This is a genomic window from Hoeflea phototrophica DFL-43, assembly GCF_000154705.2.
Taxonomy (GTDB): domain Bacteria; phylum Pseudomonadota; class Alphaproteobacteria; order Rhizobiales; family Rhizobiaceae; genus Hoeflea; species Hoeflea phototrophica.
The window spans coordinates 1,714,389-1,740,764 of record NZ_CM002917.1 but is presented as its reverse complement, the minus strand read 5'-3'; the positions used below and the strand labels follow the sequence as shown (position 1 = coordinate 1,740,764).

Sequence of the window (26,376 nt, the reverse complement as noted above, 5' to 3'; positions counted from 1 at the left end):
ATCAAGCATGTGGCGCGCTTTTATGCGCTTGGCCCGCTTCCGTCAAAGCCCAAACTGTGGATTTCGGCATTTTCTGATCCCGGCTGGAACACCCTGCCGTGCTCGAGCGCAGCGACCTACCACGGTTTTGGAAGCGGGCAAACCCAAAAAATCGCCTTGGCTGCGATTTCCGGCCAGCGGAAATCGCTTGCAGCACCACTGCATCCCACTGATAGCGTTTTGAAACCATCGCTGATGCCGGACTCTTTGGGCTGGCCTACTGAGCCGGCCTTAGACCATCAACATGCCGCCATTGACGTGGATTGTCTGCCCGGTGACGTAGGATGCTTCATCGGACGCAAGCCAGGTGACCGCGGAGGCGATCTCGTTGCCGGTTCCCATGCGCCGCATCGGAATGGCCCCCATGATGCCGTCTTTCTGCTTGTCATTGAGCTTTTCGGTCATCGCGCTTTCGATGAAGCCGGGGGCCACGCAGTTCACGGTGACATTGCGCGGCGCGATTTCCTGGGCGACGCTCTTGGTAAAGCCGATCATGCCGGCCTTGGAGGCGCAGTAATTGGCCTGGCCAGGATTTCCGGAGACACCGACCACCGAGGTGATGTTGATGATGCGGCCCGAGCGGCGCTTCATCATCGGATGTGCGAGTTCACGGGTCAGACGGAAGACTGATGTGAGGTTGACCTCAAGAACCGAGTCCCAGGCATCATCGTTCATGCGCACGAACAGACCGTCCTTGGTGATCCCGGCATTGTTGACCAGGATGTCCACGCCCTCAAGGTCCTGTTCAGCCTTCTTGCCCAGGTCCGAGACGGCATCGCGGTCCGAAAGGTTGGCGGGAAACAGCATCACCCGCTCGCCAAGATCCTTGGCCAGGGCCTCGAGCCGCTCAACACGGGTGCCGTGAAGGCCGACAGTGGCACCGCGGCTGTGAAGCTGCCTGGCGATAGCTTCGCCAATGCCGCCGGAAGCGCCGGTTACAAGGGCCTTGCGGCCGGTCAGATCGAACATGGAGGGTCCTTTCGGAAGGTTATGTCAGGTCAGTTGGTCTGACCGGAAATTGCGGCCAGAAACGGATCGATGTCAGCCGGTCCGGTGACATTGAGCGCACTCACCGAGCGGTCGATGCGCCGGGCAAGGCCGGTCAGCACCTTGCCGGCGCCAATTTCCGCAACGGTGGTCACGCCGTTTCTGGCGAACCATTCAATGGTCTCGCGCCAACGCACCTGGCCCGTCACCTGCTCGACAAGCAATTGCACGATCTCATCAGGATCGGACACGGGCGTCGCGCGGACATTGGAAATCACCGGCACCACCGGAGTGTTCTTGGCAACGCCGGCCAGGGCCTCGCGCATGGCTTCGGCAGCCGGCTGCATGAGGCTCGAGTGGAACGGGGCGGACACACTGAGCAACAGCGCCCGTTTGGCGCCCTTCTCAGTGGCAGCCGCTGCCGCGGCCTCGACGGCAGCCTTGATGCCGGAAATCACCAGCTGACCGCCGCCATTGTCATTGGCGATCTGCACGGCGCCGTGCGCCCTGCTTTCGGCGCAGGCGGCCTCGACATCGGCAATCTCAAGACCAATGATGGCTGCCATTGCGCCCTCACCGGCCGGGACCGCTGCCTGCATGGCATTGCCACGGATGCGCAACAACCGTGCGGTGTCGGCAATCGAGAACATGCCAGCCGCACACAGGGCAGAGTATTCGCCCAGCGAGTGACCGGCGACATGGCTCGCGGTGTTCTCTAGCTTGAGACCGCGCGCTTCAAGCACGCGCATCAGAGCCATCGACATGGCCATCAGCGCCGGCTGCGCATTGGCGGTGAGTGTCAGCGTGTCTTCCGGTCCTTCGAAAATCACCGCGGAGAGCTTTTCACCCAGCGCTTCATCAACCTCGTCGAACACTGCCCTGGCTTCTGGATAGGCATCGGCAAGGTCCTTGCCCATGCCAACGGCCTGGCTGCCCTGCCCCGGGAAAGTGAATGCTGTTGCCATATCGCGGTTCCGTTTGCTGCTTGACTGTTTGGACAGTTGCGCCCTGTTGGCTGATCATCGTCAGCGCCGGATCACAAAGCCGTGTTGGCGCTTCAATTCACATTCCATCCGCCGGTGTCAAGCACAGGTGCCCCATCCCGGAGCGTTAACGGCACCAAATCAGGCCTGGATGAGGCCTGTTTTGTAGTTCCATGCCGCATCGTGATCAGCGCGGGAAAGCCTTCGCGGATCAGCCAATTTATGTTTGCCGAAGGGCCCCCGAGGTCTTGAATTTGCTTTCTGCGGGGTGCATCTGTGTAGGGCAGCGCTCAAACTGGAAGCGCATTTTGAAAGCCAAGACGATGTCAAGCACTGACACTTCAGATCCGGCACAGGCCCGGACAGCAGCCTCCGCAGCACCCGTTTCGAATTTCACCTTCGCAGCCCTGTCCACAGCAATGGGCGCAATCGTTCTGATAGCGTCCGAAATCTGGCTTGCGGCGCTGGCCACGATCTGGGCAGCCGATGGCGTTCTCGGCCTTTCGGTAACCGGCGACATCATTCTGGCCGCTATTCTTCTCCCATTGGCGATCTGGGCTACATGGATGACCGTGAAGCTCGCGATCAATGCGGAAATGGACCCCGACAACGCGGGCTGATCGCGCCACATTTTCCATAAAACCTGAGTGCTGTCCCGAAAGAGCGGGCAAGAGGAACGATTTTCGCCCGTCATAGAAATTGGCGGCGGAAAGGTGCTTGCTGTGACCGCAGACGATGAGGAATAGCCTCTGGCACCGCGTCAATTGCGCGCCCATGATACCCCAATAGGCTGAGGAGCCGTCACATGCTCATGAATATTCTGATGCTGGCCGCTGGCTTGGCATTGCTGACCTTTGGCGCGGATTATCTGGTGCGTGGCGCTGTATCGCTCGCCAACCGGCTCGGCATGCCGCCGCTGCTGATCGGGTTGACGGTCGTCGGCTTCGGCACCTCGATGCCGGAGTTGCTGGTTTCGCTGCAGGCAGCCCTTGGCGGGGTGCCGGCAATCGCAATCGGCAATGTTGTGGGCTCCAACATCGCCAATATTCTGCTGATCATCGGGCTTGCGGCTTTGATATCGCCGATGGCCGCGCGCATTCCCAATCTCGGCCGGGATATGGTGATGATGCTGGCGGCAGCAGGGATCATGCTCGGTCTTGGTTATCTGGGCATCATCGGCTTCTGGTCCGGACTGGCGATGTTCGCTTTGCTTGCCGCGTATCTCGCCTGGGTCACCTATAGCGGCCATGGCACCCATGACGCCTCGGATGAGGGGCTGAGCGTCAAGCTTGCCGGCTGGAAGGAAGCGCTGTTCATTGTTGGCGGTCTCGCCGGCCTGTTCATCGGCGCAGACCTGCTGGTCAAGGCGGCAACATCGATCGCCCGTGAGTTCGGCATCTCCGAAGCGGTGATCGGCCTTACCATTGTTGCAGTCGGCACCAGCCTTCCCGAACTCGCCACATCGGTGGTTGCCGCCTTTCGCCGCAATGCCGAAATGGCGCTGGGCAATGTAGTGGGTTCCAACATCTTCAACATCCTGGGGATCCTCGGCATCACCGCAATCATCATCCCGGTGCCGGTGGATGCTTCCATCGCGGGCTTCGACATTCCGTTCATGCTTGGCGTCTCGCTTGCCTTTGCAGCGTTGATCATGCTGTCCGGGCACATCGGCCGGGTTGCCGGCCTTGCTATGCTTGTGATTTATGCGGGCTATGTCGCCTGGCTGTTCTGACGACAACCCGAACCGATGACAGACTGTTTGCTGGCCAGCCGGGTTGCACCTTCATGCGCCGGCGTTATGGTGCCGCAAACTCAAATCGAAGGATTGCGCGCATGAAAATGAACCCGCTCGGACGCACCGGAATGATGGTGAGCGAAATCTGCCTGGGCACCATGACCTGGGGCGAACAGAACACCGAGGCCGAGGGGCATGAGCAGATGGACTATGCGCTCGCCGAGGGTGTGAATTTTGTCGATACCGCCGAAATGTACTCCACCGTTCCGCTGCGGGCGGAAACGCAAGGCCGGACCGAGGAAATCATCGGAACCTGGCTTGCGGGTTCGGGCCGCCGGAAAGACATCATCCTGGCCACCAAGATGACCGGCGACGGCATTTCCTGGGTGCGCGGCGGCCAGGGCTTTACCCGCGCCTCGGTGATGGAGGCGGTCAACGGCAGCCTGAAACGGCTTCAGACCGACTACATCGATCTTTACCAGTTGCACTGGCCCAATCGCGGCTCCTACCATTTCCGCAAACACTGGGCGTTCGATGCCAGCAAGCAGGACAAGAGCAAGGCCAAGGACGACATTCACGAGACCCTGCGCGGGCTTGATGACGCGGTCAAGGCCGGCAAGATCCGAGCCGTAGGCTTGTCCAATGAAGGTGCCTGGGGCACGATGCAGTTCGTCCGTATGGCGGAAGAGCACAATCTGCCGCGGGTCGCCTCGATCCAGAACGAATACAATCTGATTTGCCGCCTGTTCGACACAGACATGGCCGAAGTCGCCCATCACGAAGACGTCGGACTGCTGGCGTTCTCGCCGCTGGCGGCGGGCATTCTGAGCGGCAAATACCAGGGTGGCGCAGCCCCTGCCGGCTCGCGCCGCAGCGTACAGGCGGACCTCAACGGCCGTTGGCGCCCTGCCACAGAAGCCGCCACTGCAGCCTATCTTGAGGTCGCCAAAAAGCACGACCTTGACCCGTCACAGATGGCGATCGCCTTCTGCTCATCTCGGCCGTTCATGACCTCGACCATCATTGGCGCCACCAAAATGGACCAGCTCCGGATATGCGTTGGCGCCAAAGACGTCTCCTTGTCGGATCAGGTCCTGGAAGACATTGCAATCGTTCGCCGCGAACATCCGATGCCGATTTGACATGTAAGATACTTGTTGTCCTCCCGCCTCCGACATGGCGGGAGGATCTGACCGCCGACCTCCGTTCCTTCAAGCTTCCTCATGTATCCATGAGCCAGCCGCAAAGGTGTCGGCTGCCTCGGCAACGCAGCCGCTGACAGCATGCCGTCACTGGTCGATGAGATCAAAGATGCTCTGTCGTTTGCCAGTGTGGACAGCGAGCATGCCGTCGAGCATCTGAGCGTATCTCTCCTCTGAATAGGTGGCCCGAAGCAGCGCGTAATAGGCCTGTACACGCTCGTTGTTGTTGATCTCCGGCGGAGCCAGAAGTCCTGGCCTCACCTTTAGAAGTCCTGCAGCTTTGAGGATTTTCTCTTCTTTTTTGAGGCGCACGTCACTGGCTTTGTGACGTCTTTCGGCAGCTTGCAGCAGCCCTTCAATAATTTCCTCCTTTTCCTCTTCAGTTTTGGCCCGTTCGAGGCGTTCGATCAGGCGTCTGGCCCTGTCGGGCTGATGTCGCACTGCTGTGGCGATATCCCGGCCGTAGTAGATCTCCAAAGGACCTGTGATCCTGAGCGTGGTACCGCGGATCCCCAGGGAAACATCGAGCAGTGTATCTTTGTTCAAACGCAGCAACTGGTCTGTCGTGAGAACCAGTCTTTGGGGCCGGTCTCCTTGCCCGCCGCGGTCACCATCGCCACCAAAGGTGGCGAAAGCGGGCTGGGGAAGCGCCAGGGCACACGTCAGGCCGATCAGAGCCGGCAATATCACCGTCAGGCTCCGGGTTGTTCCTGCAAACTTCATCATCACATCGCTCCATCTTGCATGTTGCCATTTGGGAGGAGCGGCCTGATCGTTGACCGGCAGGTCTCCCCGTCTTGACAAAGGATGCAGGGCGCACCCCCTGAAGTAATCATCAGATGTGATGACCCGCCGGCTGGATTGAGAAATCTGGAAAGGATCGAACATATCGGCAGGTTATCCACCAGGACAGGTCGGCTCATCATTGCACCGCGAACATCCGATGCCGATTTAGATGCCCGGGGCATCAGCCCTGCCGCGTTCGATCAGTCCATTTGGGAGAGTTGCCAGCTTGCAGCACGCAGAAGATTGTTGAACGCCCGTTGCGCGGTGTATTGATCATGCATCCTGTAGAGGTCTTGCACTGCTGGATCGCTACTTCTCTGCCCGAACACGCCGATCATGCGGTAATTGACCAGGTGCCCCTTTTTCCGCAACTCTGCGGCCCTTATTTGGATGTTATAGTCCAGCTTCGAAGCCTTATGAACGTCTTGCGATAGAATCCTCCACGTCATGACTCGCTTTTCCTGCGTGGATTTTGCCCGCGCGAGCCGCTGGAGGAAGCGGCGCGTTTTGTTGGGAGCATAGATCAGGGCATTGGCCAGAGTGTCGAGGTGCCTCTCCGCCAGTCTGGGATGTTTCAACCTGTAAGCGCGGGGATTGTTCCGGACGATCACAAGCCCGGGTTCGCTCATGCTCAGGAGCGTGTCGAATGTGATGGTCTCGACATCGGAACGCTCTCCCGGACCGGTGTCGTCCGAACCGGTTATGGCATGGACCGGAGAAGGTGCGATCACGGCCGTGGCGCAGCCCCCAGCCAGCGCGATCACGATGCCGAGAGACTTGAGGGCGGACATCGAAGGTAGCATTTGGGTTCTCCTGACTGTTTTCGAAACGGTCAGAAATGTCTTCAAGAATGCCGGATCGGTAATCATCAGATGTGATGATATCAGCCTTCGATTTGGATGCAGTCAGGCTCAAGGCTGGACATGCGCCTTGCGGATCAGGTCAAGCTGTCCTGTGCTGCCGGTTTTTTCCAGAAGCCTTCGCATGTGCGTGCGTGCTGTGTTGACCGATATACCTGCCTTTTCGGCATGGGCCACCACGGTCTGTCCATCAACCAGGCTTTCGAGCAACTTCCGCTCGGCCGACGAAATCCCGAACTCAGCTGAAAACCTGTCGAAATCAGGCTCTTTCTCCGCGGACAAAGATTCCAGCCGCTTGGACAGATTCAGCACGGTCTGATCCGGAAGCTGTTCAAATATCTGCTTCATGCGCGCAAGTTCTCCGGGGTCATAATCGAGATCGAACAAGCCGCTGTCGCGGATCAGGCCTGGCAAAGCCGCGCGCGCGTCAAACAGCTTGTCGCTGTCGTGTGATGACTGCGGCTCTGCCGATCCGTTTTTCCTGTCAGTTCGCTTCTCCGCCATTTCTTCGGATGCTCCCCAAACCCCGTTTTACAAACACGGCGGCGCTCTTTAGTGTGCTCGAAGCAATGCGCTGCCGTGTTGATCAAATGGATGTGTGTGGGTGATAGAATGTCACAATCAGGGATCACCGCCAATTCCGATATGCTGAGCAAGCTCATGGGGCCGCGGCTTGCAATGCTGGAAGCCACCGATCTGGCCAGGCGGTACACGGTTGATTCCAGCCTGATCGCGCGGAATCTGGAACGTCTGGCTGCCCGGATCGAAAACCGGGTGATTGAACGCATCCTGATTTCAAGGTTGAAATTCGCGCTCCGGCAGACGGGAAGCCTTGAGGCCGCCGAATTGCACATAGCCCAAATGCGCGGGGGCTATGAAAGCGGCACGCTTGAAACCTTGCCAAGCTTTATACCTCGCGGCCTGAGCGCACAGGGTTCCGCGCGGCCGCCTCAGCCCGGCGCAGATCCCGACAGGAGTGAAGGTTCCGCAGCCAACCGGCCGGTGGTTCTTTACGTGGCGGGCGGAGGCTTCCTCATGCCGCCATCGCGCAAGCAGAAGACCATGGTTCAGCGGCTCGCGGAAGCGATTGAATGCGAGGTCATGATGGTGGCGCACAGACTTGCACCGGAACACCCGTTTCCCGCTGCTCCGACCGACTTTGCCGCGCAGTATCTTGGCCTGATCGAACAAGGGCACCGTCCCGAAAACATCTTCTTTGCAGCCGATACCGCGGGCGCATCGATTGTGCTTGGGGCCCTGCAGATGCTGCAGCAGGACGAGAGCGCATTGCCTGCGGGCATCGTGCTGTTTTCGCCATGGTGCGACCTCAGCCTCAGCGGCTGGTCCTACATCACGTGCTCAATGTCTTCGCAGAGTCCGTTCCGGATGGAAACGGCCGCATTCTGTGCAAGGCTTTATCTGCAGGATGAACCGGTGACGTCGCCGCTCGCCTCGCCGGTTTTTGCCGATCAGGCCGGATGGCCGCCGGTGCTGATCCACACCAGCGAGCACGATCTTCATTTCGATGACGCGATTCGCATGGCGGAAAATGGCCAAAAGCACGGATGTGATGTGCGTCTCAATTACTGGGATTCGCCGCGCCATCACCTGGAAAGACTGTCATCGCAGGCCGCAGCGCAGTCGTTTCGGGAGGTCAACGCCTTCATCAACCGCCACTGGAAACCAGGGCACGCCTGACGGCTCCCGGACTTCGCATCTGGATTCCGCTGTTCACCGAAACGAATTGGCCGGATCAGTGGCTGGCTGTGGATCGTGCGAGTTGCACAGCTTGCAGGCTCAAGCCAGCGCTGTTCCAACCCAGCTTCTGGGCGGTGGCGAAACCATGCAGGATAGACGCATGAAGCTCGTCGCCCGGCACCGGGCGGCCAAAATAGAACCCCTGCACCGTGTTGCAGCCCGCGCGTCGCAAAGCCTCGACCTGGCCCACCGTTTCAGTTCCTTCCGCCGTGACGGGAATACCCAATTTGCGCGCCAGCGAGGTGATCGAACCAATCACGGCACGCGCGCGCATGTCGCCCTCGATCTCGAAAACGAAGCTGCGGTCGATCTTCAATTCATCCCATTCGAAACGCTGCAGATAAGACAGGGCAGAATAGCCCGTGCCAAAATCATCGAGCGCGATGGAGACGCCAAGCGCCTTCAGCTCGGTCAGCACTTCTATCGCTCTGTTGGCATCACAGATCATCAGAGATTCCGTCACCTCAAGTGTCAGTTGCTCCGCCGGGAAGCCTGTGGCCTGGAGAACCTCACGAACGGTCTTGACCACATCGTCTCGCGCAAACTGACGTACGGAGAGATTGACCGAGACATTGAGGCGGCCGGGAAAACTCAGCGTGTCGATGCAGGCGCGCTCGAGAATCTTGCGTCCAAGTGAAACGATATGTTCGGAGCTTTCCGCGATCGGCACGAATTCGGCCGGTGAAATGTGCCCCAGCTCGTGATGATGCCATCGGGCCAGAGCTTCAACGCCGACCACCTGGCCGGACGCCAGATCCATCTTGATCTGATAATGCGGCCGGATATCGCCATTTTCTATGGCTGACGCGAGTTCGGACTCGATGAGCGCATGCCTTAAGAAGCCATCGCGCATGGCAGGATTGAAACCGATCACCCTGCTCTTGCCTTCGGATTTGGCATGGGACAGCGCCATGTCTGAATCCACAAGCAGGTTGTGAGGGCTCTCACCGGGAGAGTTGAAGGCAAAGCCAATGGTGGCGCCCACCACCAGCGAGCTGCCTGATACAGAATGGAGCTGGGTGATTTGCCTGCGGATAAATTCCGCCTGTTCCGCGATGTCATCCTGATATCCGGTCGCATTCAGAATGATGACGAATTCATCCCCGCCGATACGGGCCGCCATGATGCCATTGGGAAGGCTTGCACAGGCTTCCGACATGCGCTTTGCCACCTCTACCAGAAGTGCATCGCCACTGGCATGACCCAGCCGGTCATTGATGTCCTTGAAGCCGTCAAGATCGATAGCAAGTATGGCGATCTGCCGGTCTGTTGAATTGACGCATTGCGTTACAAGCTCTTCGAACCGATTGTTGAATGCCATCCGGTTGGGCAGACCCGTCAAGCTGTCATGGTGCGCGAGATAGGAGAAATCCCTGGCAGCGCGCATCGTCTTTTTGTTGGCTTTGCCGAGAAAGCGGTTCTGGATGGCCGCCAAGCCCAGGAGCAAGGCGATCAGCACGAAAAGGCCCGTGGCGAGCCATTTTTGCAGGCTCTGTTTGTCATGCAACTCGCGCCGGTTTGCGGCCGCCTGATTGACCGCTTCGGCATGCGCCTCGGCGCCGACCCGGTCCATCGCCTTTAGAACCTGCTCGAATTCGGACAGGAGCATGAGGCTCCTGTCCTTTCCAAGGGTTTCAATCCGCTTGAGCTCAGGCACTATCCGGTCAAAGCGGCTGGTGGCTTCATCAAGGCGTGCACGGCGCGCCGGCTTGGAATCCACAAAAGCCCTGAAGGCTTCGGTGTCAAAAATCCCGAACCGGCCAACGACAATGTCGGTGAACAACATGGCCTGCCTGGCGTCTTCCGGGCTTCCGGTCAGAGCGTATCTGGCGAGCGATGTTTGCAGTGCATAGGCTTCCAAACGCCCCCCGGCCCCAACCCAGGCGACATCAAACCGAGAGGAGCGCTCCATGGCATTTTCGGTCGCTTCAACCAGATTGGTGTGCACGACGACAATGGCGAGAAATGCCGCCACAACGCCGAGACCAAACAGATTGAAGATATTGAAGACGGACCGCATGCCACTCACCATTTTCAGACCGGATCATTCGACCGTAATCGAGCGAACCTGCCATGCTGAGCGGGCGAAGAAGACTTCGTCGTGAAGTTCGGCGTGGGCGTCAAAGGGATAGACGACAAACAGCGGGCCTTTGTCGCTGACCGGCATATAGGCTCCATCCTGTTTGTAGGCGAGAATAACCCCGTATTTCCGCAGATCGGCGACCGGTATCTCGGAATAATAATTGTTGAGAGCCATCACGGAGAGCGTCTCGCCCGTTGCACCGAGCCTGTCGATGAGGTCGGCAATCGGGACGCCTTCAAAGGCCGTGGGAGAATCATGCCAAGGTGTCTTGGTAACCACCGTCTCGCTGCCCAAGGCCTCGACATCCTGAATGGACAATTCGACAGGGGTTTGGCTGGCGATCTTTCCATCAATTGTCAGAATGGTTCCTGCAACAGACACCGGAAGCGGCAAAACGAAAACTGCGGCTGTGATGATGGCCGCAAAAGTCCAGACTTTCTTGAACATGATGAATTCCCTCGATTGTTTGGATAGCAAGCCCGAAACCTTACGGTCTGAGCAGCAACATCTTGCAATGCATCATTTACCAGCCGCCGGTTGCACAGCCCTAAACCAACTCGTTAAAATTTTTCGCAATCCCTTTCCGGGGCTGTCTGGCGTTACCATGAGGGCTGCCGGTTCGGGCTGGCTGGCTTGCGTGTTGGCCCTGGGACTTGCAATGCGTAGAAAAGCGCGTATAAGCGCGGCTGTTCGAACACCCGGTCATCTGGCTGGTGGCTGAACGGAGGGTGCGATCTGAAAGGATCCTAGGGGCAACAGCGCTCCGGCCTCCCGTGTCTCCGCTCACGACCGTCTCGATACCACGTCTTTCTTGCCCGGCCTCAAGCGCCGCCAGGACAAGTCGCTGGGGCTTAGCGCCGGATCCGGGTGATGTTAAAGCAAGAAAGGCAAGTCAATCATGGCTCTTTATGAACATGTATTCCTTGCCCGGCAGGATGTTTCCAGCCAGCAGGTCGAAGCCCTCGTAGAACAGTACAAGGGTGTGATCGAAGGTCTGGGCGGCAAAGTCGGGCGCATTGAACACTGGGGCCTGAAGTCCCTCACCTACCGCATCAACAAGAACCGCAAGGCGCATTACGCGCTGATGGACATTGATGCCCCGGCTCCGGCCGTGAAGGAAATGGAGCGCCAGATGCGCTTCAACGAAGACATTCTTCGCTTCATGACCGTTTCGGTTGATGCCCATGAGGAAGGCCCGTCGGCCATGCTTCAGAAGCGTGATCGTGATGACCGTCCGCGTGGCGGCGATCGTGACCGTGGCGACCGCGGTGATCGTGGCGACCGTGGCCCGCGCCGTCCGCGCGAAGACCGCGAATAGGAGTTTAGACCATGGTTGATATCAATCAGATCCCGACGCGCCGTCCGTTTCATCGCCGCCGCAAGACCTGCCCGTTCTCGGGTGCGAATGCGCCGAAGATCGACTACAAGGACGTTCGTCTTCTGCAGCGCTACATTTCCGAGCGCGGCAAGATCGTTCCTTCCCGCATCACGGCCGTGAGCCAGAAGAAGCAGCGCGAGCTCGCCAAGGCGATCAAGCGTGCCCGTTTCCTCGGCCTGCTGCCTTACGTGCTGAAGTAAGACACAACCGGATCCGGCGTTCCCGCGCCGGATCCATTTCCCATCCCGCGACGGGCGCGGGGTCTGGGCCGCAAAATCCCGGGTTGGGGCAGATGCCTCTAACTGCTTGAAGCAGGACAGCGAAAGATGACACAGCAAAGAACATCGCTCCTTGTGGGCCTGCTCGCCGGCATTTCAGCCGCGTTCCTGCTTGTCAGCGCCGGTTCACCTTCCGGGCTTTCTTTCTTTCTGTTTGCCGCTGCGGCGCTGCCTGTTCTGATCGCCGGGCTTGGCTGGTCGAACCTCGCCTCAGGCGTGGCAGTACTGGTGGCCATGGTCGTGCTTGGGCTGACAACCAGCCTGCAGGCAGCCGTGGTGTCATCGATCACCACCCTGGCGCCGGCAGCGTGGATCGCACATCTGTCCAACCTTGCGCGCCCGGCAGAGGAAATAGGCGGGCCCAAGGGCGCGGTCGCCTGGTATCCGCTGTCCGACATCGTGCTGAGCCTCAGCGGTGTCGTCTGCATCGGCCTGTTCGCCGTCGGTCTCGCCATGGGCTACGGGCCGGACTTCGTCGATGATCTGGTCAATCTGTTCGTCACGGCCATCCAGCAGAACAATCCCGCCTACCAGCCGTCGGCGGAAAACCTCGAGGAAATGAAACAGTTCTTCCTGTTCGCTCTGCCGGCCATTCAAGCCTCGATCTGGGTGCTTATCCTGCTCGCAGGCTGGTATGTGGCTTCGGCGATCGTGCGGGCGTCGGGGCGTTCCAAGCGTCCCAAGGATGATATGCCATCACAGCTGCGCATGCCGCGGACGGGCGCCCTGGCTTTTGTTGCCGGCGTGGCGCTGAGCTTTGCACCGGGTTCCATCGGGCTGGTCGGCTGGACCATTATCGGCGCATTCGGCGTCGGCTTCGTGACTGCGGGATTTGCAATCGTCCATGACCGCACCCGCGGAAAACCGGCGCGCGGACTGATCCTGTGGGCGGCTTACACGACCACGATCCTGTTTACCCTGCCCTTGGGCTTCTTCTTCTTTCTCGGGCTGTTTGAAACCGCCCGTTCCACGACCGCGACCGGTCCTGGTTCAGGCCCTGGAACGGGGTCAGGCCCAGGCGCCGGTCCAAACTCCAACACATGATTTCAACGACACACCCGAAAGGACACTACAATGGACGTCATTCTTCTTGAACGCATCGCCAAGCTCGGCCAGATGGGCGAAACCGTTAAGGTTCGCGACGGCTACGCCCGTAACTTCCTGCTGCCTCAGGGCAAGGCACTGCGCGCCAATGCCGCCAACAAGGCCCGCTTCGAAGCCGAGCGCTCGGTGCTCGAAGCCCGCAACAACGAACGCAAGTCTGAAGCCGAAAAGATCGCTGAAAAGCTCGACGGCCAGAGCTTCGTGGTGGTTCGCTCGGCTGGCGAAACCGGTCAGCTCTACGGTTCGGTTGCAGCCCGCGACGTGATCCAGGTGCTGGCCGACAACGGCTTCACAATCGGCCGCAGCCAGGTTGACATGAACAACCCGGTCAAGACCATTGGCCTGCACACCGTGCCGCTGGCGCTGCATGCCGACGTCAATGTCACCGTGACCTTCAACGTTGCCCGCTCCGCCGATGAAGCCGAACGCCAGGCCAAGGGTGAAGACCTGTCCTCTGCCGACGCGATCTACGGCGTTGATGAAGACGAAGCGGAGGCAGCGGCAGAAGCCGCAGCCAATGATCCGGATTTCCTCGACGATGAAGAAGCGGCAGAAGCCCGCGCCATCGAAGGCGAAAGCGACGAGACTGCCTGATCATCCCGATCTGCTGATCGTGTATCATGCCAACGCCCGGGAACGTCTCCCGGGCGTTTTTTGTTCTCTGCCTGGCTCGCCGTTCCGGCAAAGGGCGGATTTCTGTCCTTCAGGGCCAGAGCAGCTTTGCGCATACAGCTTCCCTCAGCCTGCGCTTTGAGCTAGAGCTGGGACATGGCTGACACCGCCTCCGACATCCCGCCGCAAGCGCTCGCGGCGCTGCTTGGCTTTTACGCCGAAAGCGGCGTGGATGGGGTGTGTGAAGAGGTTGCCATCGACCGGTTTGCGCAAAGCGCGGAGATGGCGCAATCGCGCAAGCAAAACGCTTCCCGCAACACCCAGGCGCCGGTGACGGCGGGGGCCTTTGGGGAGCAGAGCCGAAGCGCATCAGACGGACCTGGTTCACGCCCCTCGCCCGCAATGGCTGCGCAACGGGCGCCTGCTGCCAGCGGGGCGTCGGCAGGCACAACTCCAGCGCAAGCATCGCAACTCACCGTGCCCGGCGAAGCTGTCTTCAAAGACGCCCGCGCGCTGGCCGAGAGCGCCAGCACGATTGACGAATTGCGCGCCGCTCTTGAAGGCTTTGGCGGCTGCAATCTGCGCCACAGCGCCAAATCGCTGGTGTTTGCCGATGGAAACCCGGAGGCCGAAGTGATGTTCATCGGCGAGGCGCCGGGCCGCGAGGAGGATCTTCAGGGCACTCCATTCGTCGGCCGCGCCGGGCAATTGCTCGACCGGATGCTGGCGGCCATCGGGCTCAATCGCCAAACGGCCTACATCACCAACATGATCCCCTGGCGACCACCGGGCAACCGGACTCCCGCGCCCCACGAAATCGAGTTGTGCCGGCCCTTCATCGAGCGCCATGTGACACTGGCCGCGCCAAAGATCGTCGTGATGCTCGGCAATGTTGCCACCAAGTCCCTGCTCAATACCGACAAGGGCATTCTGTCGCTGCGCGGCGACTGGATGGAGTATACGTCAGGAACGACATCTATCCCGGCAATGCCCACACTGCACCCGGCCTATCTGCTGCGCAATCCGGCTCAGAAACGCCTGGTCTGGGCCGATCTGCTTTCGCTGCAACAACGGCTCGAGGACATGAACGGAACCTGATGAATTCAAATCCGCTTGGGACGGCGTCAGGTTCTCTGATTGATAATGGCGCGTTGAGCGAGAGGCAGGACCCTGTTGTACTTCCATGGACACTTCGGAACGAAGCTGCGAACCTGGTTCGGTTCCAGATCTGCGATTGAAGCTACGAGACTGCCAGGCAAGATTTCATCAAACTCGACACCGGCTGTAACAGTGCCTACACGCATGACCCTGCCACCAAAACACTCGTTAATCCACGGCAAATAGATCATGCATCTTTTTGACAGAAGATCGAAAATCTTCGTTTCTATTTTCACTATATCATTGTTTTTCCAAGGCATATTCTCACTCAGAAAAAGACATCCAGATGAGGAGATATTTACAAGCTTCCCGGTAGCAGCCACGTAGGACGGTTTGTTGAGAAATGTGAACTCAACAATGGCGGCGCAATTTGCGTCATATCTGATCTCTGATCTGCGTTCCGACATTGGTACCCACCAACAAATTCGAATTAAATTTGGCTAAAGTATAATATATGCTGCGTAAATAACGGGTAAATTCCTGTATGAGAGACGTCATTTTTCACCTGTTACTTTCCCAGAAACGGTCAATCCGATTTTTGACAGAAACGGTTGGGCCGCGGGGGATCCAAAGGCCGGTGACAGATCCGGACAATCGGCGGCTGCGCAAACAAATCTCTCCGAGGTCGCAATCGAGCCTTCCCCTGTCAGGTCGCAATGGCATCGTGTCTGACAGAATCACGATCACAATCAGGTCTGCATAATCCGGGGGACCCGGGCTTTGGGCAGGCCGCGCTCCGTTGGCAGGGAGAGCCGCCATGTTCCAGTCCGTTCGATCGGTGGCGTCACTGCTGCTTTCAACCTTCTTCCTGCTGACTGCCATGGGGCTGTCGGGCTATCTCATTCCTGTCAGGGCGGTGGCCGAAGGCTGGTCTACCTTTACAATTTCGCTGATTGCCACGGGCTATGCCATCGCGTTTACGGTCAGCTGCGTCGTAACACCCAGACTTGTGCTGCGGGTCGGCCATGTGCGGGTATTCGGCGCACTGACTACGCTGATGGCAATGTCATTTCTTCTGCATTCGCTGATGGTTCATCCCGTTGTATGGGTCCTGACCCGGGCGATGGCTGGCTTCTCAATCGCAGGTGCCTACATGATCATCGAAAGCTGGCTCAATGAAAGGGTCAGCAATGAGAATCGCGGTGCCCTGTTTTCAGTCTATATGGTTGTCAGCATGTCGGCGGTGATGATCGGCCAATACATCGTACCTTTCGGTGATCCACTGGGCGCGAGCCTTTTCATGGTCTGCACACTGATCTGTTCGATGGCAGTGATGCCGACCGCCTTGTCGAGCGCGCAGACGCCACAGCCCCTCACCCAGGTCAAATTCGACGTGCCAGCGCTTTACCGCCGCTCTCCGGCGGCGGTGATCGGGACGTTGCTGGCAGGACTGATTGCCAGTGCATGGGGCGGGCTGGGACCTGTCTATGCGACCCAGCTCGGCCTCACGACGACGGAAGGCGCGACCATGCTCGCCATAGCGATGGTCGGTGGAGCCATCTTCCAATATCCGCTGGGACGGGCGTCGGACCGGATGGATCGCCGCAGGGTCATGATTGTTGCCGGGTTCATCGGGATCGCCGCATGTGCGATCACCATCAGCTTCGGAGTAGAAAACAGAATCATTTTCTTCGCCGGAATGCTGTTTTTGGGAACGGTGCTGTTTCCGATCTATTCGCTCAATGTGGCGCATGCCAATGACCACGCACAACCCGACGAATTTGTTGAAGTCTCGAGCGGGCTGATGATCACCTATGGTGTGGCGACGATGATCGGCCCGGTGGTTACTGGTGCGGCGATGGACTGGTTCGGTCCGCAGGCGCTTTTTGCCGTGATTGCTATCTGTTTTGCTGCCTACTCGGCCCATGCAGCATGGCGCATCAGCCGCCGCGAGCAGCCGCCGGAAGAGATGCGCTCGGACTTCCTGGCGATGGCAGCCATGCCCGACGTTACCCCACAGACCGCAGAGCTCGACCCGCGTTCAGACCCTGAATATGGCGTGGACTCTGAGGAAGACACCGCGGGCACATCGGCAGGCGTGGTTTGATATTGGATCCTTGATCAGCCCTGAGGCGTGACCAGCTTGCGCTGGTCACGGCGCTCAAGCCCCAGCCGGTGCTCGCGCATGATCACGAACAGCCCTGCCCCCACAACGATCGTGGTGCCGGTGAGCATGGTCCAGGTTGGCACATCGCCGAACAGAAAATAGCCGATCAGGATGCCAAGAATGATCGATGTGTACTCGAACGGGGCGACGGTGGAGACATCGGCGTGGCGGTAGCTCTGGGTAAGCAGGATCTGGCCCAGACCGCCGCAAAAACCCGCCAGTGCCATCATCAACAGCGTCGGCCAATCCGGCACGACCCAGCCAAATGGTACCGTGACAAGCGACAGCACCGTCGCCGTGAGTGAGAAATACAGCACGATGGTCGGCGTCTTTTCGGTCAGCACAAGCTTGCGCACGAGGATCATCGCGGTGGCGCCGAGGGTGGCCGATGTCAGCACGGCCAAGGCCCCGAACGCCTCTGTCGAGCCGAAACCATCTCCAAACAGGTTGAGCCGGGGCCAGCTGATGATCAGCACCCCGCCAAGCCCGACGACAACCGCACTCCATCGGAAAATCCGGACCTTTTCGCCGAGGAACAAAGCTGCAAAGACCACCGCAAGCAACGGCATCGCATAGCCTATGGCAATGGCATCAGGCAGGGGCAAATGCATGATGCCATAAAACCCGCATCCCATGGCAAGCACACCGACAAGGCCACGGCGAAAATGCGACAGCGGGTTGGCGGTTCGCCATGCGGTATCAAGCTGGCCTCGCAGTGCAAGATAGGCAAGGATCGGCAGGATCGCAAAAGCCGAGCGGAAGAACACTATCTGGCCGGCCGGCAAGGCCTCGCCGCCAGATTTGATCAGCGTCGACATGGTGACGAACACGCTGACTGAAGCGACCTTGAGCAAAATGCCGGTCATGGGTGAACCAGCTTGGGTTGGCAACGTGGCTTGCGTGCCGGAGCCTGCCCGTCCCGGTTCGGTTGGCGCGGTTTTGGCGGGTGTCTCTGGGGTGGATTGTGTCAAAGGGCTTCTCTTGTGGCCTGAAAGGGAACAGGCAGGTCGTCATGATGTGCATGGAACCGCAAACTGATGCGATTCCCACTCCAGCAACATAGCCGGAGCCGTCGCAGCCGTCCGGTCAAAAACGCTGATGGAGAGTTGTTCCACGTTGATGCGAGAGAACTGCGGCGGATCAATGGGAATGCGTGACCGAATCCCAAACGATCATTTTCCCCCTAAGCCAGGTCAGCCATTGAGGGCTTCCCAGACACGCAGCGGCGTGGCCGGCATTTCGATCTCGCCAACACCACAGGCGCGGTAAAGCGCGTCGATGAGCGCGTTGACCACCGCAGGGCAAGCCCCGATGGTGCCCGCCTCGCCGGCACCCTTGATCCCAAGTGCATTGGTGATGGATGGCACATTGCGTGTCTCGAAATCGAAGAACGGAGCATCATCGGCACGCGGCATGGCGTAATCCATGAAACTCGCGGTCAGCAACTGGCCATCTTCGGAATAGACCACACCCTCGGTCAGGCACTGACCGATGCCCTGCATGACGCCGCCATGGACCTGGCCCAGCAACAGCACCGGGTTCACCGTCACACCGAAGTCATCGACAATGGTGTAGCGAATGATTTCTACATCGCCGGTCTCCGGGTCGATCTCGACCTCGCAGATATGCGTGCCATTGGGATAGGTCGCCTCATCCTGCACCACATCCGCATCTCCGGTGCGATCCTCCTCGGTCTTGGCCGCGCGGGCGATGTCGGCGTAACTGATGACGCGGTCGGTGCCGACAATGCGCGCGTCCCCATCGACAAGCTCGATGTCGGCCGGAGAAGCTTCGAGCTCATCGGCGGCGAGCTTCTTCATTTTCTCGGCGAGAACCTCGGAGGCGCGGGCCACCGAAACACCACCCAGCGGAATCGAGCGGGAGCCGCCGGTGCCGCCGCCCTTGGCAAGCTCTGCGGTATCACCCTGGCGCACAGTGATCTTCTCGAAATCAAGGCCGATCTTGTCCGCCACAAACTGGCTGTAGGCAGTGGCATGGCCCTGGCCGTTGGTCTGGGTGCCGATATAGAGCGTGATGCCGCCATCCGCATCGAGCGTCAGCTTCGCCGGCTCGGAGCCCGCGAACGCGCAGGCCTCAATGTATACGGCGGTGCCGAAACCACGCAGCTTGCCACGCGCCTCCGCCTCTTTGACCCGTTCCGGGAAGCTGGCCTTGCCAGCCTTTTCAAGGGCCCGGGTCATGTGACCGTCAAACTCACCAACATCATATCTGCGGCCGCCGGGGGTGAGATAGGGCATCTGTTCAGGCTTGATGAAGTTCTTCCGCCTCAACTCTTCCACCGGCATGCCGATCTCGCGGGCCGCGGCGTCCACCAGCCGTTCGATCAGGAATGCGGCTTCCGGGCGCCCTGCCCCGCGGTAGGCATCGAGCGGCGTGGTGTGGGTGTAGACCCCTCGCATCTCGAAATCGAGATTCTGGATGTCATAGACGCCCGTCGACATGGTCGCGCCCAGCGCCGGGATATAGGGACCGAACTGATGCAGATAGCCACCCATATTGGCCAGAAGATCGATCTTCAGACCAAGAATGCGGCCATCCTTGTCCATTGCCAGCGAGGCGGTGACATCATTGTCGCGGCCATGGGCGTCGGCGAGGAAATGCTCGGTGCGGTCGCTGACCCATTTGACCGGGCGGCCGAGGCGGCGCGCACTTTCCAGCGACAGCGGATATTCGCGGTAGTTGAACGACTTGGTGCCAAACCCGCCCCCCACATCACGGGTGATGACCCGGAAGTTCTCGAGATCCGTCTTGAACACGTCACGGGCCAGCGTCTTGCGGATGCCATGAACGCCCTGGGAACCAAGCGTGAGCGTGAATTTTTCACTCTCGGCATCCCATTCGGCAAGGCAGGCGCGGGGCTCCATGTAATTGCAGATCAGCCGGTTGTTGATGAACTTGATCGTCGTCACATGATCGGCTTCGGCGAAGGCCGCCTCGGTCACGGCCCGGTCACCCATGCGGTACAGGAACGCCTGGTTGGTTCCCAGATCCGGCCAAACCAGAGGACTGCCGGGCTCAAGTGCACCGGCTAGATCGACCTGGGCTTCGCTGAAATCCCAGTCAATCTCAATCAGCTCGGATGCATCCTGCGCCTGGCTCAGCGTATCGGCCACGATGAAGGCAACGGCATCGCCGACATAGCGGACCTCGCCGTCGCACAACAGCGGCACATGCTTGAGCGCGTGAGCACTGCCGTCGGGCTGCTTGAGCGGCGTCTGACAGATCACCGGCCCCAGATGTGCAAGATCGGCGGCGGTAAGCACAAGGTGGACACCGGGAGCCGAGCGCGCTGCGTCAAGATCACCAATGGCAAAGTGCGCAGCGGCATGGGGCGAGCGCAGCACAAAGCCACGCAACTCGCCTTCGGCCTTGATGTCATCGGTAAAGGCCCCCTCGCCGCGCAGCAGCCTGGGATCTTCCTTGCGCAGCGCAGAGGCGCCAACGCCGAACTTGGGGGTCGCGATGTTCATGGCTCGTCCTGATGATCAGTGCATAGATTATGCTCGGGATGGCGATGAAACCAAGCAGCATGTGCATACTTATCCTGCTGACCAGGTTTTTCGAGGCCTGAAGCGTCTTTGGGCAAAGCCAACACAGACGCGCCAGGATCGGGCCAGGACGCCGGCTTCTTCACCATTTCGCGGCCAACACACCGCATGCGAGCAACGAAATCTCATGGCAGCCATGGATAATCAGGCACCCCAACTTTTTAATCTGGAGACGCTAAAATATACTCTTAGTTGCATGCGTTGTTAACTCCGTGGCAGCATCCGGCATGTTAGCATCCCAATTAACAATGCAAAACGCGGGACAATATACATATGCGGACTGATACGGGACACGTCTTCAAGCTGACAGATTACAAGCCGACCGATTTCGTGGTTGAACGGATCGATCTCACCTTCGAACTCGATCCGAAAGCAACCATCGTGGTCTCGCGGGTAATCCTGCACAGGCGTGAAGGTGTTGGCACGGATGTACCGCTGGTGCTTGATGGCGACGAGCTGACGCTCGACAGTCTGCTGATCGACGGCATGGAGATAGATGCGTCTCTGTATGACGCCACGCCCGACAGTCTGACCATCCGCGAGTTGCCCGAGAGCGCGCCGTTTGAAATCACGGTGACGACCACGCTTTCGCCGGAAACCAACACAAAGCTCATGGGCCTCTACCGCACCAGCGGTGTTTACTGCACCCAGTGCGAGTCCGAGGGCTTCCGCCGCATCACCTATTTCTATGACCGGCCGGATGTCCTGACGGTCTACACCGTGACCATCATCGCGGCCAAGGACGATGCCAAACACCTGCTGTCGAACGGCAACTTCCTGGGCGGCGGAAATTATGACGAAGGCCGGCATTTTGCAGCCTGGTTCGACCCGCACCCCAAGCCCGCCTACCTGTTTGCATTGGTGGGGGGCGATCTGGGACTGGTCGAAGACACCTTCACCACCATGAGCGGCCGCGAGGTTGCCCTGAAGATCTACGTCGAACATGGCAAGGAGCCGCGCGCGGCCTATGCGATGGATGCGCTCAAGCGCTCGATGAAATGGGACGAGGACGTTTACGGCCGGGAATATGACCTCGACATTTTCCAGATCGTCGCCGTGTCCGATTTCAACATGGGCGCGATGGAAAACAAGGGCCTGAATGTCTTCAACGACAAGTATGTGCTGGCCGATCCCGAGACGGCGGCCGATGCGGATTACGCCAACATCGAAGCCATCATCGCGCATGAGTATTTCCACAACTGGACCGGCAACCGGATTACCTGCCGTGACTGGTTCCAGCTCTGCCTCAAAGAAGGTCTGACGGTCTATCGCGACCATGCTTTCTCGGCTGACCAGCGCTCGGCGCCGGTCAAGCGCATCGCCGAAATCCGACTCTTGAAGGCCCATCAGTTTCCCGAGGACGCAGGGCCCCTGGCACATCCGGTTCGCCCTGAAACCTACAGGGAAATCAACAACTTCTACACTGCTACCGTCTATGAGAAGGGCTCGGAAGTGGTCCGCATGATCCGCACCATTCTCGGTGTGGAAGATTTCCGCAAGGGAATGGATCTGTACTTCGAGCGGCATGATGGCGACGCGGCCACGATCGAGGATTTCCTCGCCTGCTTCGCCGAAGCCAGTGGCCGTGACCTCAAGCAGTTCGCCCTCTGGTACAGCCAGGCGGGAACCCCGTCCGTGTCGGTGTCGAGCGAGTGGAACGAGACCAAGAAGACCTTCAAGGTCACGCTCGAACAATCACTCGCGCCAACGCCTGGCCAGTCGCGCAAGGCGCTGATGCACATTCCCCTCGCCTATGGCCTGATCCTGCCCGACGGAACAGAGTTTGAAGGACAGCCCACCGGCGGCGAGGCCTCAGACGGTGTGTTCCATCTCACCAAGCGCAAGCAGACCTTCAGTTTTTCGAATGTTCCGGGCCGCCCGGTGGTGTCGATCAACCGCGGATTTTCCGCGCCGGTCAACATTGCCATGGAACAAAGCCCCGAAGACCTCGCCCATATCTCGCGCCATGAAAGCGATGGTGTAGCGCGCTGGCAGGCGCTCAACGACTATGCAACGCGCCACCTGGTGGCAGCCTCGCGGCTTGCCCGCGACGGCCGCAACCTGATGCCGGCCGGCGATCTCGCCGATGTGCTGATCGCCACGGCGAAGGACGATACCCTTGAGCCGGCATTCCGGGCCCAGGCCCTGGCGCTGCCGGCCGAAAGCGACATTGCCCGCGAAATCGGCTCGAACATCGATCCGGATGCGATCCACACTGCCCGTGAGGCCGTGCTGGCCGAAGTGGCACGCGCCGGACAGGAGGTGTTCACCACGCTTGCGGCAAGCGCACCCAAGGGTGCCTACAGCCCGGATGCGGCTGCAGCCGGCCAGCGTGCCCTTGCCGGGATCTCGATGAGCTACGCCTCGATCGCCGAAGCAACAGCCGAACGCGCCAAGGCCGCATTCAATGCCGCTGACAACATGACGGTGCTGGCCCAGGCGCTGCAGGTTCTGGCGCATCAGTTCCCCGGCTCGGACGAAACCCGCGAGGCGCTCGAAACCTTCAGGACACGCTATGCCGACAATCCGCTGGTGCTCGACAAATGGTATTCGATCCAGGCCATGGCGCCCGGTGCCGAGACCTGCGAACGGGTCGAGGAACTCCTCGCAAGCCCGGTTTTCGACCACACCAATCCGAACCGCATGCGCTCCCTTGTCGGTGCCTTCACCGCAGGCAATCCCACGGGCTTCAACCGCGCTGACGGTGCGGGATACCGGCTGCTTGCACGCCAGGTGGTAGAGATTGACGGACGCAATCCGCAACTCGCCGCCCGCCTGCTCACCGCAATGCGGTCCTGGCGTTCGCTTGAACCCGGACGGCAGGAGCAGGCCCGGCTGGCTCTTCTGTCCATTCGCGATGCGGGCAAATTATCAGCAGACGTCAGCGACATTGTTGAACGGATGCTGGCTGCCTGAGATCCCGGTGACGGCTCGTCGCGCCGTTTCGCACGAGCAGATTTGACCGGCAACAACCCCTGCGTGTCCCGGCCGCATTACAGCAAGGCCGGGGCTGCGACTTGCTGATTGGGACCAACGCGAGGTGATTTGCCGTCTTTGGTCTGCTTGCTGCGCCGCAGCAGGCTTTTGGTGCGACTCGATTCAGTGAAAAATCCATAATTTTCAATTTCTTAACAAAAGGTTTCTTTTGGGGCTGGACAAGCCGAATCACCTTTGATTCATTAGGGTAGATTCGGAGATGCGGTAGTCCGAATCCCAACGGGGATACACAGAAATCATGGCGGATGCGCAGTCTATATCTGCGGCCGAAGGGTCGAGTCACGTTCAAAAACCGGGTGCAAGGCGATCGTCCGGGCGGCAGTTATCAGGCCACGCGAAGCTGTTTGCACAGCCTGCCTATGACGGCCTGATCAATGCGGAACCATTTCTGAAGCGGCTCATTCCGGTACTCATCGTCGCGTTTCTGTTGGTCGTGGCAACCGCGCGTTTTCTCAATATCAATGAAAACCGCGACCAGCTTTTTTCTGCTGCCGAGCAGATGACCGCGCTGTCTTTGGCTGCGGCCAGTGCCGCCCTGTCGATTGACACGGACCCGGTTGCCAAGAAACTGCGGTGGGAGACAGAGGCGCGGCTCAACCGGGCGCTCGGCGCCATGCCCGAAGATCAGGGCCGTTACCTTCTGGTCATTGACGCCGAAGCCCGCATTTTCGCCGCCACGGCCGGCGGCAACCATCTGGTGGGGACCGTCCTCTCCAGCCTGCTTTCGGAATCCTCTCCGCTTTGGCTGTTTGGCGAGCGCGCCGGAGTGCAGTCAATCAGGTTTGATGGCGAAGACAGCCTGGCGGCGCTCACGCGGCTCCCCGACGGTGCGGGCGCCCTGCTGTCCCTGACCCCCGTCAAGACCATGAATGATGCCTGGCGGCAGTCGGTCTCGGTCAATGTGACCCTGTTTATCGCCACCTCTTCGATCCTGCTTGTGATCCTCTATGCCTATTTCAGCCAGGCCGGCCGCGCACAGGAGGCTGACAGCATCTACCATGAGAGCCAGCGGCGCGTTGACATGGCGCTGTCACGCGGGCGCTGCGGCCTTTGGGATTGGGATATGGCGCGCGGGCGGCTCTACTGGTCGCGTTCAATGTACGAGATCCTCGGGCTCAAGCCCCGCGACACAGTGATCTCATTCGGCGAAGCCTCGCAGCTTGTGCATCCCGATGATGGTGACCTCTACGAGATCGCGCGCAAGGTCGCATCCGGCGATATCAAGCAAGTCGATCACCTGTTTCGCATGCGTCACGCTAACGGTCATTATCTGTGGATGCGGGCGCGGGCGCAGGTTGTGGATCCGACTTCGGCGGAAACCCATCTCATCGGCATCGCCATGGACGTGACCGAGCAGCACCGACTGCAACAGCGGACCATGGAAGCCGACCAGCGGCTGTTTGACGCCATCGAGAGCACTTCGGAAGCCTTCGTGCTTTGGGACCGTGACGAACGGCTGGTGCTTTGGAACAAGCACTATCAGGAAATTCACGGACTGCCCGCTGACATCCTGGCACCCGGCACGCCCCGTCCGGTTGTCGAGAAAGCGGCAACGCGGCCTGTGGTCGAACGCAGACTGGCCGTGCCCTGCGCGCGCGATTCAGCGCAGACCTTCGAGGTTCAACTCGGCGACGGACGCTGGTTGCAGATCAATGAGCGCAAGACCCGTGACGGCGGCTTGGTTTCGGTAGGAACCGACATCACCCCGCTCAAGCGCAATCAGGAGCGGCTGCGCGACAGCGAGAAGCGGTTGATGGCGACGATCGGGGATCTGACCTCGTCGCAGGCAGAACTCAAGCGCAAGGCGGCTGAGCTCTCCGAGCTCAACATGGACTACCAGGTCGAGACCGAACGGGCCGAGGCGGCAAGCCGGGCAAAGTCCGAGTTCCTGGCCAATATGAGCCACGAATTGAGAACCCCGCTCAACGCCATTATCGGCTTCTCGGAGGTGCTGCAGGCGCGGATGTTCGGCCCGCTGGGCTCAGACAAATATGGCGAATATGCCGATGACATTCACAACTCGGGCATCCACCTGCTCACCGTGATCAACGACATTCTCGACATGGCCAAGATCGAGGCCGGACAGATGCAGCTCGAGCGTGAGGATGTCGATCTGGCGCCGTTGCTCAAAGAGACCTTGCGGCTGGTCGCAATCCAGGCCGAGCAGAAAGACATCCGGGTCGATCAGCGGATCTCGGCAAAGCTCTCATTGAATGCCGACCGCCGTGCGATGAAGCAGATCCTGCTCAACCTGTTGTCCAACGCGGTGAAGTTCACCGAGCCGGGCGGCAAGATTCTTGTGCGCGCTCGCAAGACATCCTGCGCGGTCACCCTGACCATCGAGGACACCGGCATCGGAATACCCAAGGCGCTGTTGAACCGTATTGGTCAGCCATTTGAGCAGGTGCAGAACCAGTTTTCCAAATCAACCGGCGGCTCAGGTCTGGGATTGGCGATTTCACGGAGCCTGGCGGAACTGCATGGCGGAGCGATGAAAGTGCGCTCCATCGAAGGAATGGGCACGATCGTAAGCGTCAGGGTGCCAATCAATTGCCCGGAAGATCAGCCGTCGAGCATGATCGACGCCGACGCCGTGGATGAAACCGAGAGCGCAGCAGTGGCCTGATGTCAGGACTGCGAAGCTTGAGACTTGCCCTTCTCGATTGCGTTTGTTGCGCACCAACGACCAAGCAATTTTCTGCTTAGCGCTCCTCCAAGGCTGAGCGGCTTGCTATCGGGT

Annotated in this window: 21 protein-coding genes; 12 read left to right on the top strand and 9 right to left on the bottom strand. The window is 59.5% G+C overall.

Features of this window, described 5'->3' with window-relative positions; translation table 11 throughout:
- Positions 1-270: 270 nt before the first annotated feature.
- Together fabG and fabD are read right to left on the bottom strand one after the other, a co-directional pair.
- Positions 271-1,008 (bottom strand): 3-oxoacyl-[acyl-carrier-protein] reductase, encoded by a 738-nt coding sequence (fabG, locus tag HPDFL43_RS08090; protein ID WP_007196817.1) that lies wholly within the window; start codon positions 1,006-1,008, stop codon positions 271-273.
- Between the two features lie 29 nt (positions 1,009-1,037).
- The gene (gene fabD / locus HPDFL43_RS08085; RefSeq protein WP_040449129.1) at positions 1,038-1,991 is read right to left on the bottom strand and encodes an ACP S-malonyltransferase; all 954 of its coding nucleotides are present in this window, start codon (positions 1,989-1,991) and stop codon (positions 1,038-1,040) included.
- A 341-nt stretch (positions 1,992-2,332) separates the two neighbouring features.
- On the opposite strand from fabD, the gene HPDFL43_RS08080 reads away from it, so the two are divergent.
- The 3 genes from HPDFL43_RS08080 to HPDFL43_RS08070 all read left to right on the top strand — a co-directional run bounded on the left by HPDFL43_RS08080 (position 2,333) and on the right by HPDFL43_RS08070 (position 4,886).
- The gene (locus HPDFL43_RS08080) at positions 2,333-2,629 is read left to right on the top strand and encodes a hypothetical protein (protein WP_007196815.1); all 297 of its coding nucleotides are present in this window, start codon (positions 2,333-2,335) and stop codon (positions 2,627-2,629) included.
- 185 nt (positions 2,630-2,814) lie between these two features.
- Complete coding sequence (locus tag HPDFL43_RS08075; RefSeq protein WP_007196814.1) at positions 2,815-3,741, top strand: calcium/sodium antiporter; 927 nt, start codon at positions 2,815-2,817, stop codon at positions 3,739-3,741.
- Positions 3,742-3,842: 101 nt separating this feature from the next.
- Positions 3,843-4,886 carry an aldo/keto reductase gene (locus tag HPDFL43_RS08070; RefSeq protein WP_040449971.1) on the top strand — a complete coding sequence of 348 codons (1,044 nt, stop codon included), beginning with the start codon at positions 3,843-3,845 and terminating at the stop codon, positions 4,884-4,886.
- 147 nt (positions 4,887-5,033) lie between these two features.
- Here HPDFL43_RS08070 and HPDFL43_RS08065 read toward each other — a convergent pair whose 3' ends face one another.
- The 3 genes from HPDFL43_RS08065 to HPDFL43_RS08055 all read right to left on the bottom strand — a co-directional run bounded on the left by HPDFL43_RS08065 (position 5,034) and on the right by HPDFL43_RS08055 (position 7,096).
- Positions 5,034-5,834, bottom strand: coding sequence for a hypothetical protein (locus HPDFL43_RS08065; protein WP_007196812.1), 801 nt, complete (start codon positions 5,832-5,834; stop codon positions 5,034-5,036).
- A 98-nt stretch (positions 5,835-5,932) separates the two neighbouring features.
- Positions 5,933-6,535, bottom strand: coding sequence for a hypothetical protein (locus HPDFL43_RS08060; protein ID WP_156970226.1), 603 nt, complete (start codon positions 6,533-6,535; stop codon positions 5,933-5,935).
- Between the two features lie 108 nt (positions 6,536-6,643).
- A complete protein-coding gene (locus HPDFL43_RS08055; RefSeq protein WP_007196810.1) occupies positions 6,644-7,096 on the bottom strand; it encodes a helix-turn-helix transcriptional regulator in 453 nt (150 codons plus the stop codon).
- Positions 7,097-7,204: 108 nt separating this feature from the next.
- Here HPDFL43_RS08055 and HPDFL43_RS21355 point away from each other — a divergent pair, with 108 nt between their 5' ends.
- Positions 7,205-8,290, top strand: coding sequence for an alpha/beta hydrolase fold domain-containing protein (locus tag HPDFL43_RS21355; RefSeq protein WP_007196809.1), 1,086 nt, complete (start codon positions 7,205-7,207; stop codon positions 8,288-8,290).
- 55 nt (positions 8,291-8,345) lie between these two features.
- Here the strand turns inward: HPDFL43_RS21355 and HPDFL43_RS21350 are convergent, their stop codons facing one another.
- Positions 8,346-10,370: a putative bifunctional diguanylate cyclase/phosphodiesterase gene (locus HPDFL43_RS21350; protein ID WP_052093175.1), complete on the bottom strand. Its 2,025-nt coding sequence runs from the start codon at positions 10,368-10,370 to the stop codon at positions 8,346-8,348.
- A 24-nt stretch (positions 10,371-10,394) separates the two neighbouring features.
- Complete coding sequence (locus HPDFL43_RS08040; RefSeq protein WP_007196807.1) at positions 10,395-10,880, bottom strand: putative pterin-binding protein; 486 nt, start codon at positions 10,878-10,880, stop codon at positions 10,395-10,397.
- Between the two features lie 451 nt (positions 10,881-11,331).
- Between HPDFL43_RS08040 and rpsF the strand changes: the two genes are divergently transcribed.
- From rpsF to HPDFL43_RS08005, 6 genes are all read left to right on the top strand, one after another.
- The gene (gene rpsF / locus HPDFL43_RS08035) at positions 11,332-11,751 is read left to right on the top strand and encodes a 30S ribosomal protein S6 (protein WP_007196806.1); all 420 of its coding nucleotides are present in this window, start codon (positions 11,332-11,334) and stop codon (positions 11,749-11,751) included.
- An 11-nt stretch (positions 11,752-11,762) separates the two neighbouring features.
- Positions 11,763-12,011: a 30S ribosomal protein S18 gene (gene rpsR / locus HPDFL43_RS08030; protein ID WP_007196805.1), complete on the top strand. Its 249-nt coding sequence runs from the start codon at positions 11,763-11,765 to the stop codon at positions 12,009-12,011.
- 126 nt (positions 12,012-12,137) lie between these two features.
- Positions 12,138-13,133: a YybS family protein gene (locus HPDFL43_RS08025; RefSeq protein WP_007196804.1), complete on the top strand. Its 996-nt coding sequence runs from the start codon at positions 12,138-12,140 to the stop codon at positions 13,131-13,133.
- A gap of 30 nt (positions 13,134-13,163) precedes the next feature.
- On the top strand, positions 13,164-13,787 hold the full coding sequence (gene rplI / locus HPDFL43_RS08020) for a 50S ribosomal protein L9 (protein ID WP_007196803.1): 624 nt from the start codon (positions 13,164-13,166) through the stop codon (positions 13,785-13,787).
- A 174-nt stretch (positions 13,788-13,961) separates the two neighbouring features.
- Positions 13,962-14,903, top strand: coding sequence for a uracil-DNA glycosylase (locus HPDFL43_RS08015; RefSeq protein WP_007196802.1), 942 nt, complete (start codon positions 13,962-13,964; stop codon positions 14,901-14,903).
- A gap of 817 nt (positions 14,904-15,720) precedes the next feature.
- Positions 15,721-17,010, top strand: a complete 1,290-nt coding sequence (locus HPDFL43_RS08005; RefSeq protein WP_007196800.1) for an MFS transporter — start codon at positions 15,721-15,723, stop codon at positions 17,008-17,010.
- 14 nt (positions 17,011-17,024) lie between these two features.
- Here the strand turns inward: HPDFL43_RS08005 and HPDFL43_RS08000 are convergent, their stop codons facing one another.
- Both HPDFL43_RS08000 and HPDFL43_RS07995 read right to left on the bottom strand, forming a co-directional pair.
- The gene (locus tag HPDFL43_RS08000; protein ID WP_007196799.1) at positions 17,025-17,936 is read right to left on the bottom strand and encodes a DMT family transporter; all 912 of its coding nucleotides are present in this window, start codon (positions 17,934-17,936) and stop codon (positions 17,025-17,027) included.
- Positions 17,937-18,263: 327 nt separating this feature from the next.
- Complete coding sequence (locus HPDFL43_RS07995) at positions 18,264-20,561, bottom strand: xanthine dehydrogenase family protein molybdopterin-binding subunit (RefSeq protein ID WP_040449127.1); 2,298 nt, start codon at positions 20,559-20,561, stop codon at positions 18,264-18,266.
- A gap of 351 nt (positions 20,562-20,912) precedes the next feature.
- On the opposite strand from HPDFL43_RS07995, the gene pepN reads away from it, so the two are divergent.
- Positions 20,913-23,555, top strand: coding sequence for an aminopeptidase N (gene pepN, locus HPDFL43_RS07990; RefSeq protein ID WP_007196796.1), 2,643 nt, complete (start codon positions 20,913-20,915; stop codon positions 23,553-23,555).
- A gap of 319 nt (positions 23,556-23,874) precedes the next feature.
- Positions 23,875-26,262, top strand: coding sequence for a PAS domain-containing sensor histidine kinase (locus HPDFL43_RS07985; RefSeq protein ID WP_007196795.1), 2,388 nt, complete (start codon positions 23,875-23,877; stop codon positions 26,260-26,262).
- Positions 26,263-26,376: the final 114 nt, after the last annotated feature.

Coding starts and splice junctions, on each gene's coding strand:
- HPDFL43_RS08070 (WP_040449971.1), top strand. CDS start 3,843: ATGAAAATGAACCCGCTCGGACGCACCGGAATGATGGTGAGCGAAATC.
- HPDFL43_RS08055 (WP_007196810.1), bottom strand. CDS start 7,096: ATGGCGGAGAAGCGAACTGACAGGAAAAACGGATCGGCAGAGCCGCAG.
- HPDFL43_RS08080 (WP_007196815.1), top strand. CDS start 2,333: ATGTCAAGCACTGACACTTCAGATCCGGCACAGGCCCGGACAGCAGCC.
- HPDFL43_RS07995 (WP_040449127.1), bottom strand. CDS start 20,561: ATGAACATCGCGACCCCCAAGTTCGGCGTTGGCGCCTCTGCGCTGCGC.
- HPDFL43_RS08060 (WP_156970226.1), bottom strand. CDS start 6,535: ATGCTACCTTCGATGTCCGCCCTCAAGTCTCTCGGCATCGTGATCGCG.
- HPDFL43_RS21355 (WP_007196809.1), top strand. CDS start 7,205: ATGTCACAATCAGGGATCACCGCCAATTCCGATATGCTGAGCAAGCTC.
- HPDFL43_RS08025 (WP_007196804.1), top strand. CDS start 12,138: ATGACACAGCAAAGAACATCGCTCCTTGTGGGCCTGCTCGCCGGCATT.
- rplI (WP_007196803.1), top strand. CDS start 13,164: ATGGACGTCATTCTTCTTGAACGCATCGCCAAGCTCGGCCAGATGGGC.
- fabD (WP_040449129.1), bottom strand. CDS start 1,991: ATGGCAACAGCATTCACTTTCCCGGGGCAGGGCAGCCAGGCCGTTGGC.
- pepN (WP_007196796.1), top strand. CDS start 20,913: ATGCGGACTGATACGGGACACGTCTTCAAGCTGACAGATTACAAGCCG.
- HPDFL43_RS08065 (WP_007196812.1), bottom strand. CDS start 5,834: ATGTTCGATCCTTTCCAGATTTCTCAATCCAGCCGGCGGGTCATCACA.
- rpsF (WP_007196806.1), top strand. CDS start 11,332: ATGGCTCTTTATGAACATGTATTCCTTGCCCGGCAGGATGTTTCCAGC.
- rpsR (WP_007196805.1), top strand. CDS start 11,763: ATGGTTGATATCAATCAGATCCCGACGCGCCGTCCGTTTCATCGCCGC.
- HPDFL43_RS08040 (WP_007196807.1), bottom strand. CDS start 10,880: ATGTTCAAGAAAGTCTGGACTTTTGCGGCCATCATCACAGCCGCAGTT.
- HPDFL43_RS21350 (WP_052093175.1), bottom strand. CDS start 10,370: ATGCGGTCCGTCTTCAATATCTTCAATCTGTTTGGTCTCGGCGTTGTG.
- HPDFL43_RS08015 (WP_007196802.1), top strand. CDS start 13,962: ATGGCTGACACCGCCTCCGACATCCCGCCGCAAGCGCTCGCGGCGCTG.
- HPDFL43_RS08000 (WP_007196799.1), bottom strand. CDS start 17,936: ATGACCGGCATTTTGCTCAAGGTCGCTTCAGTCAGCGTGTTCGTCACC.
- HPDFL43_RS08005 (WP_007196800.1), top strand. CDS start 15,721: ATGTTCCAGTCCGTTCGATCGGTGGCGTCACTGCTGCTTTCAACCTTC.
- HPDFL43_RS08075 (WP_007196814.1), top strand. CDS start 2,815: ATGCTCATGAATATTCTGATGCTGGCCGCTGGCTTGGCATTGCTGACC.
- HPDFL43_RS07985 (WP_007196795.1), top strand. CDS start 23,875: ATGGCGGATGCGCAGTCTATATCTGCGGCCGAAGGGTCGAGTCACGTT.
- fabG (WP_007196817.1), bottom strand. CDS start 1,008: ATGTTCGATCTGACCGGCCGCAAGGCCCTTGTAACCGGCGCTTCCGGC.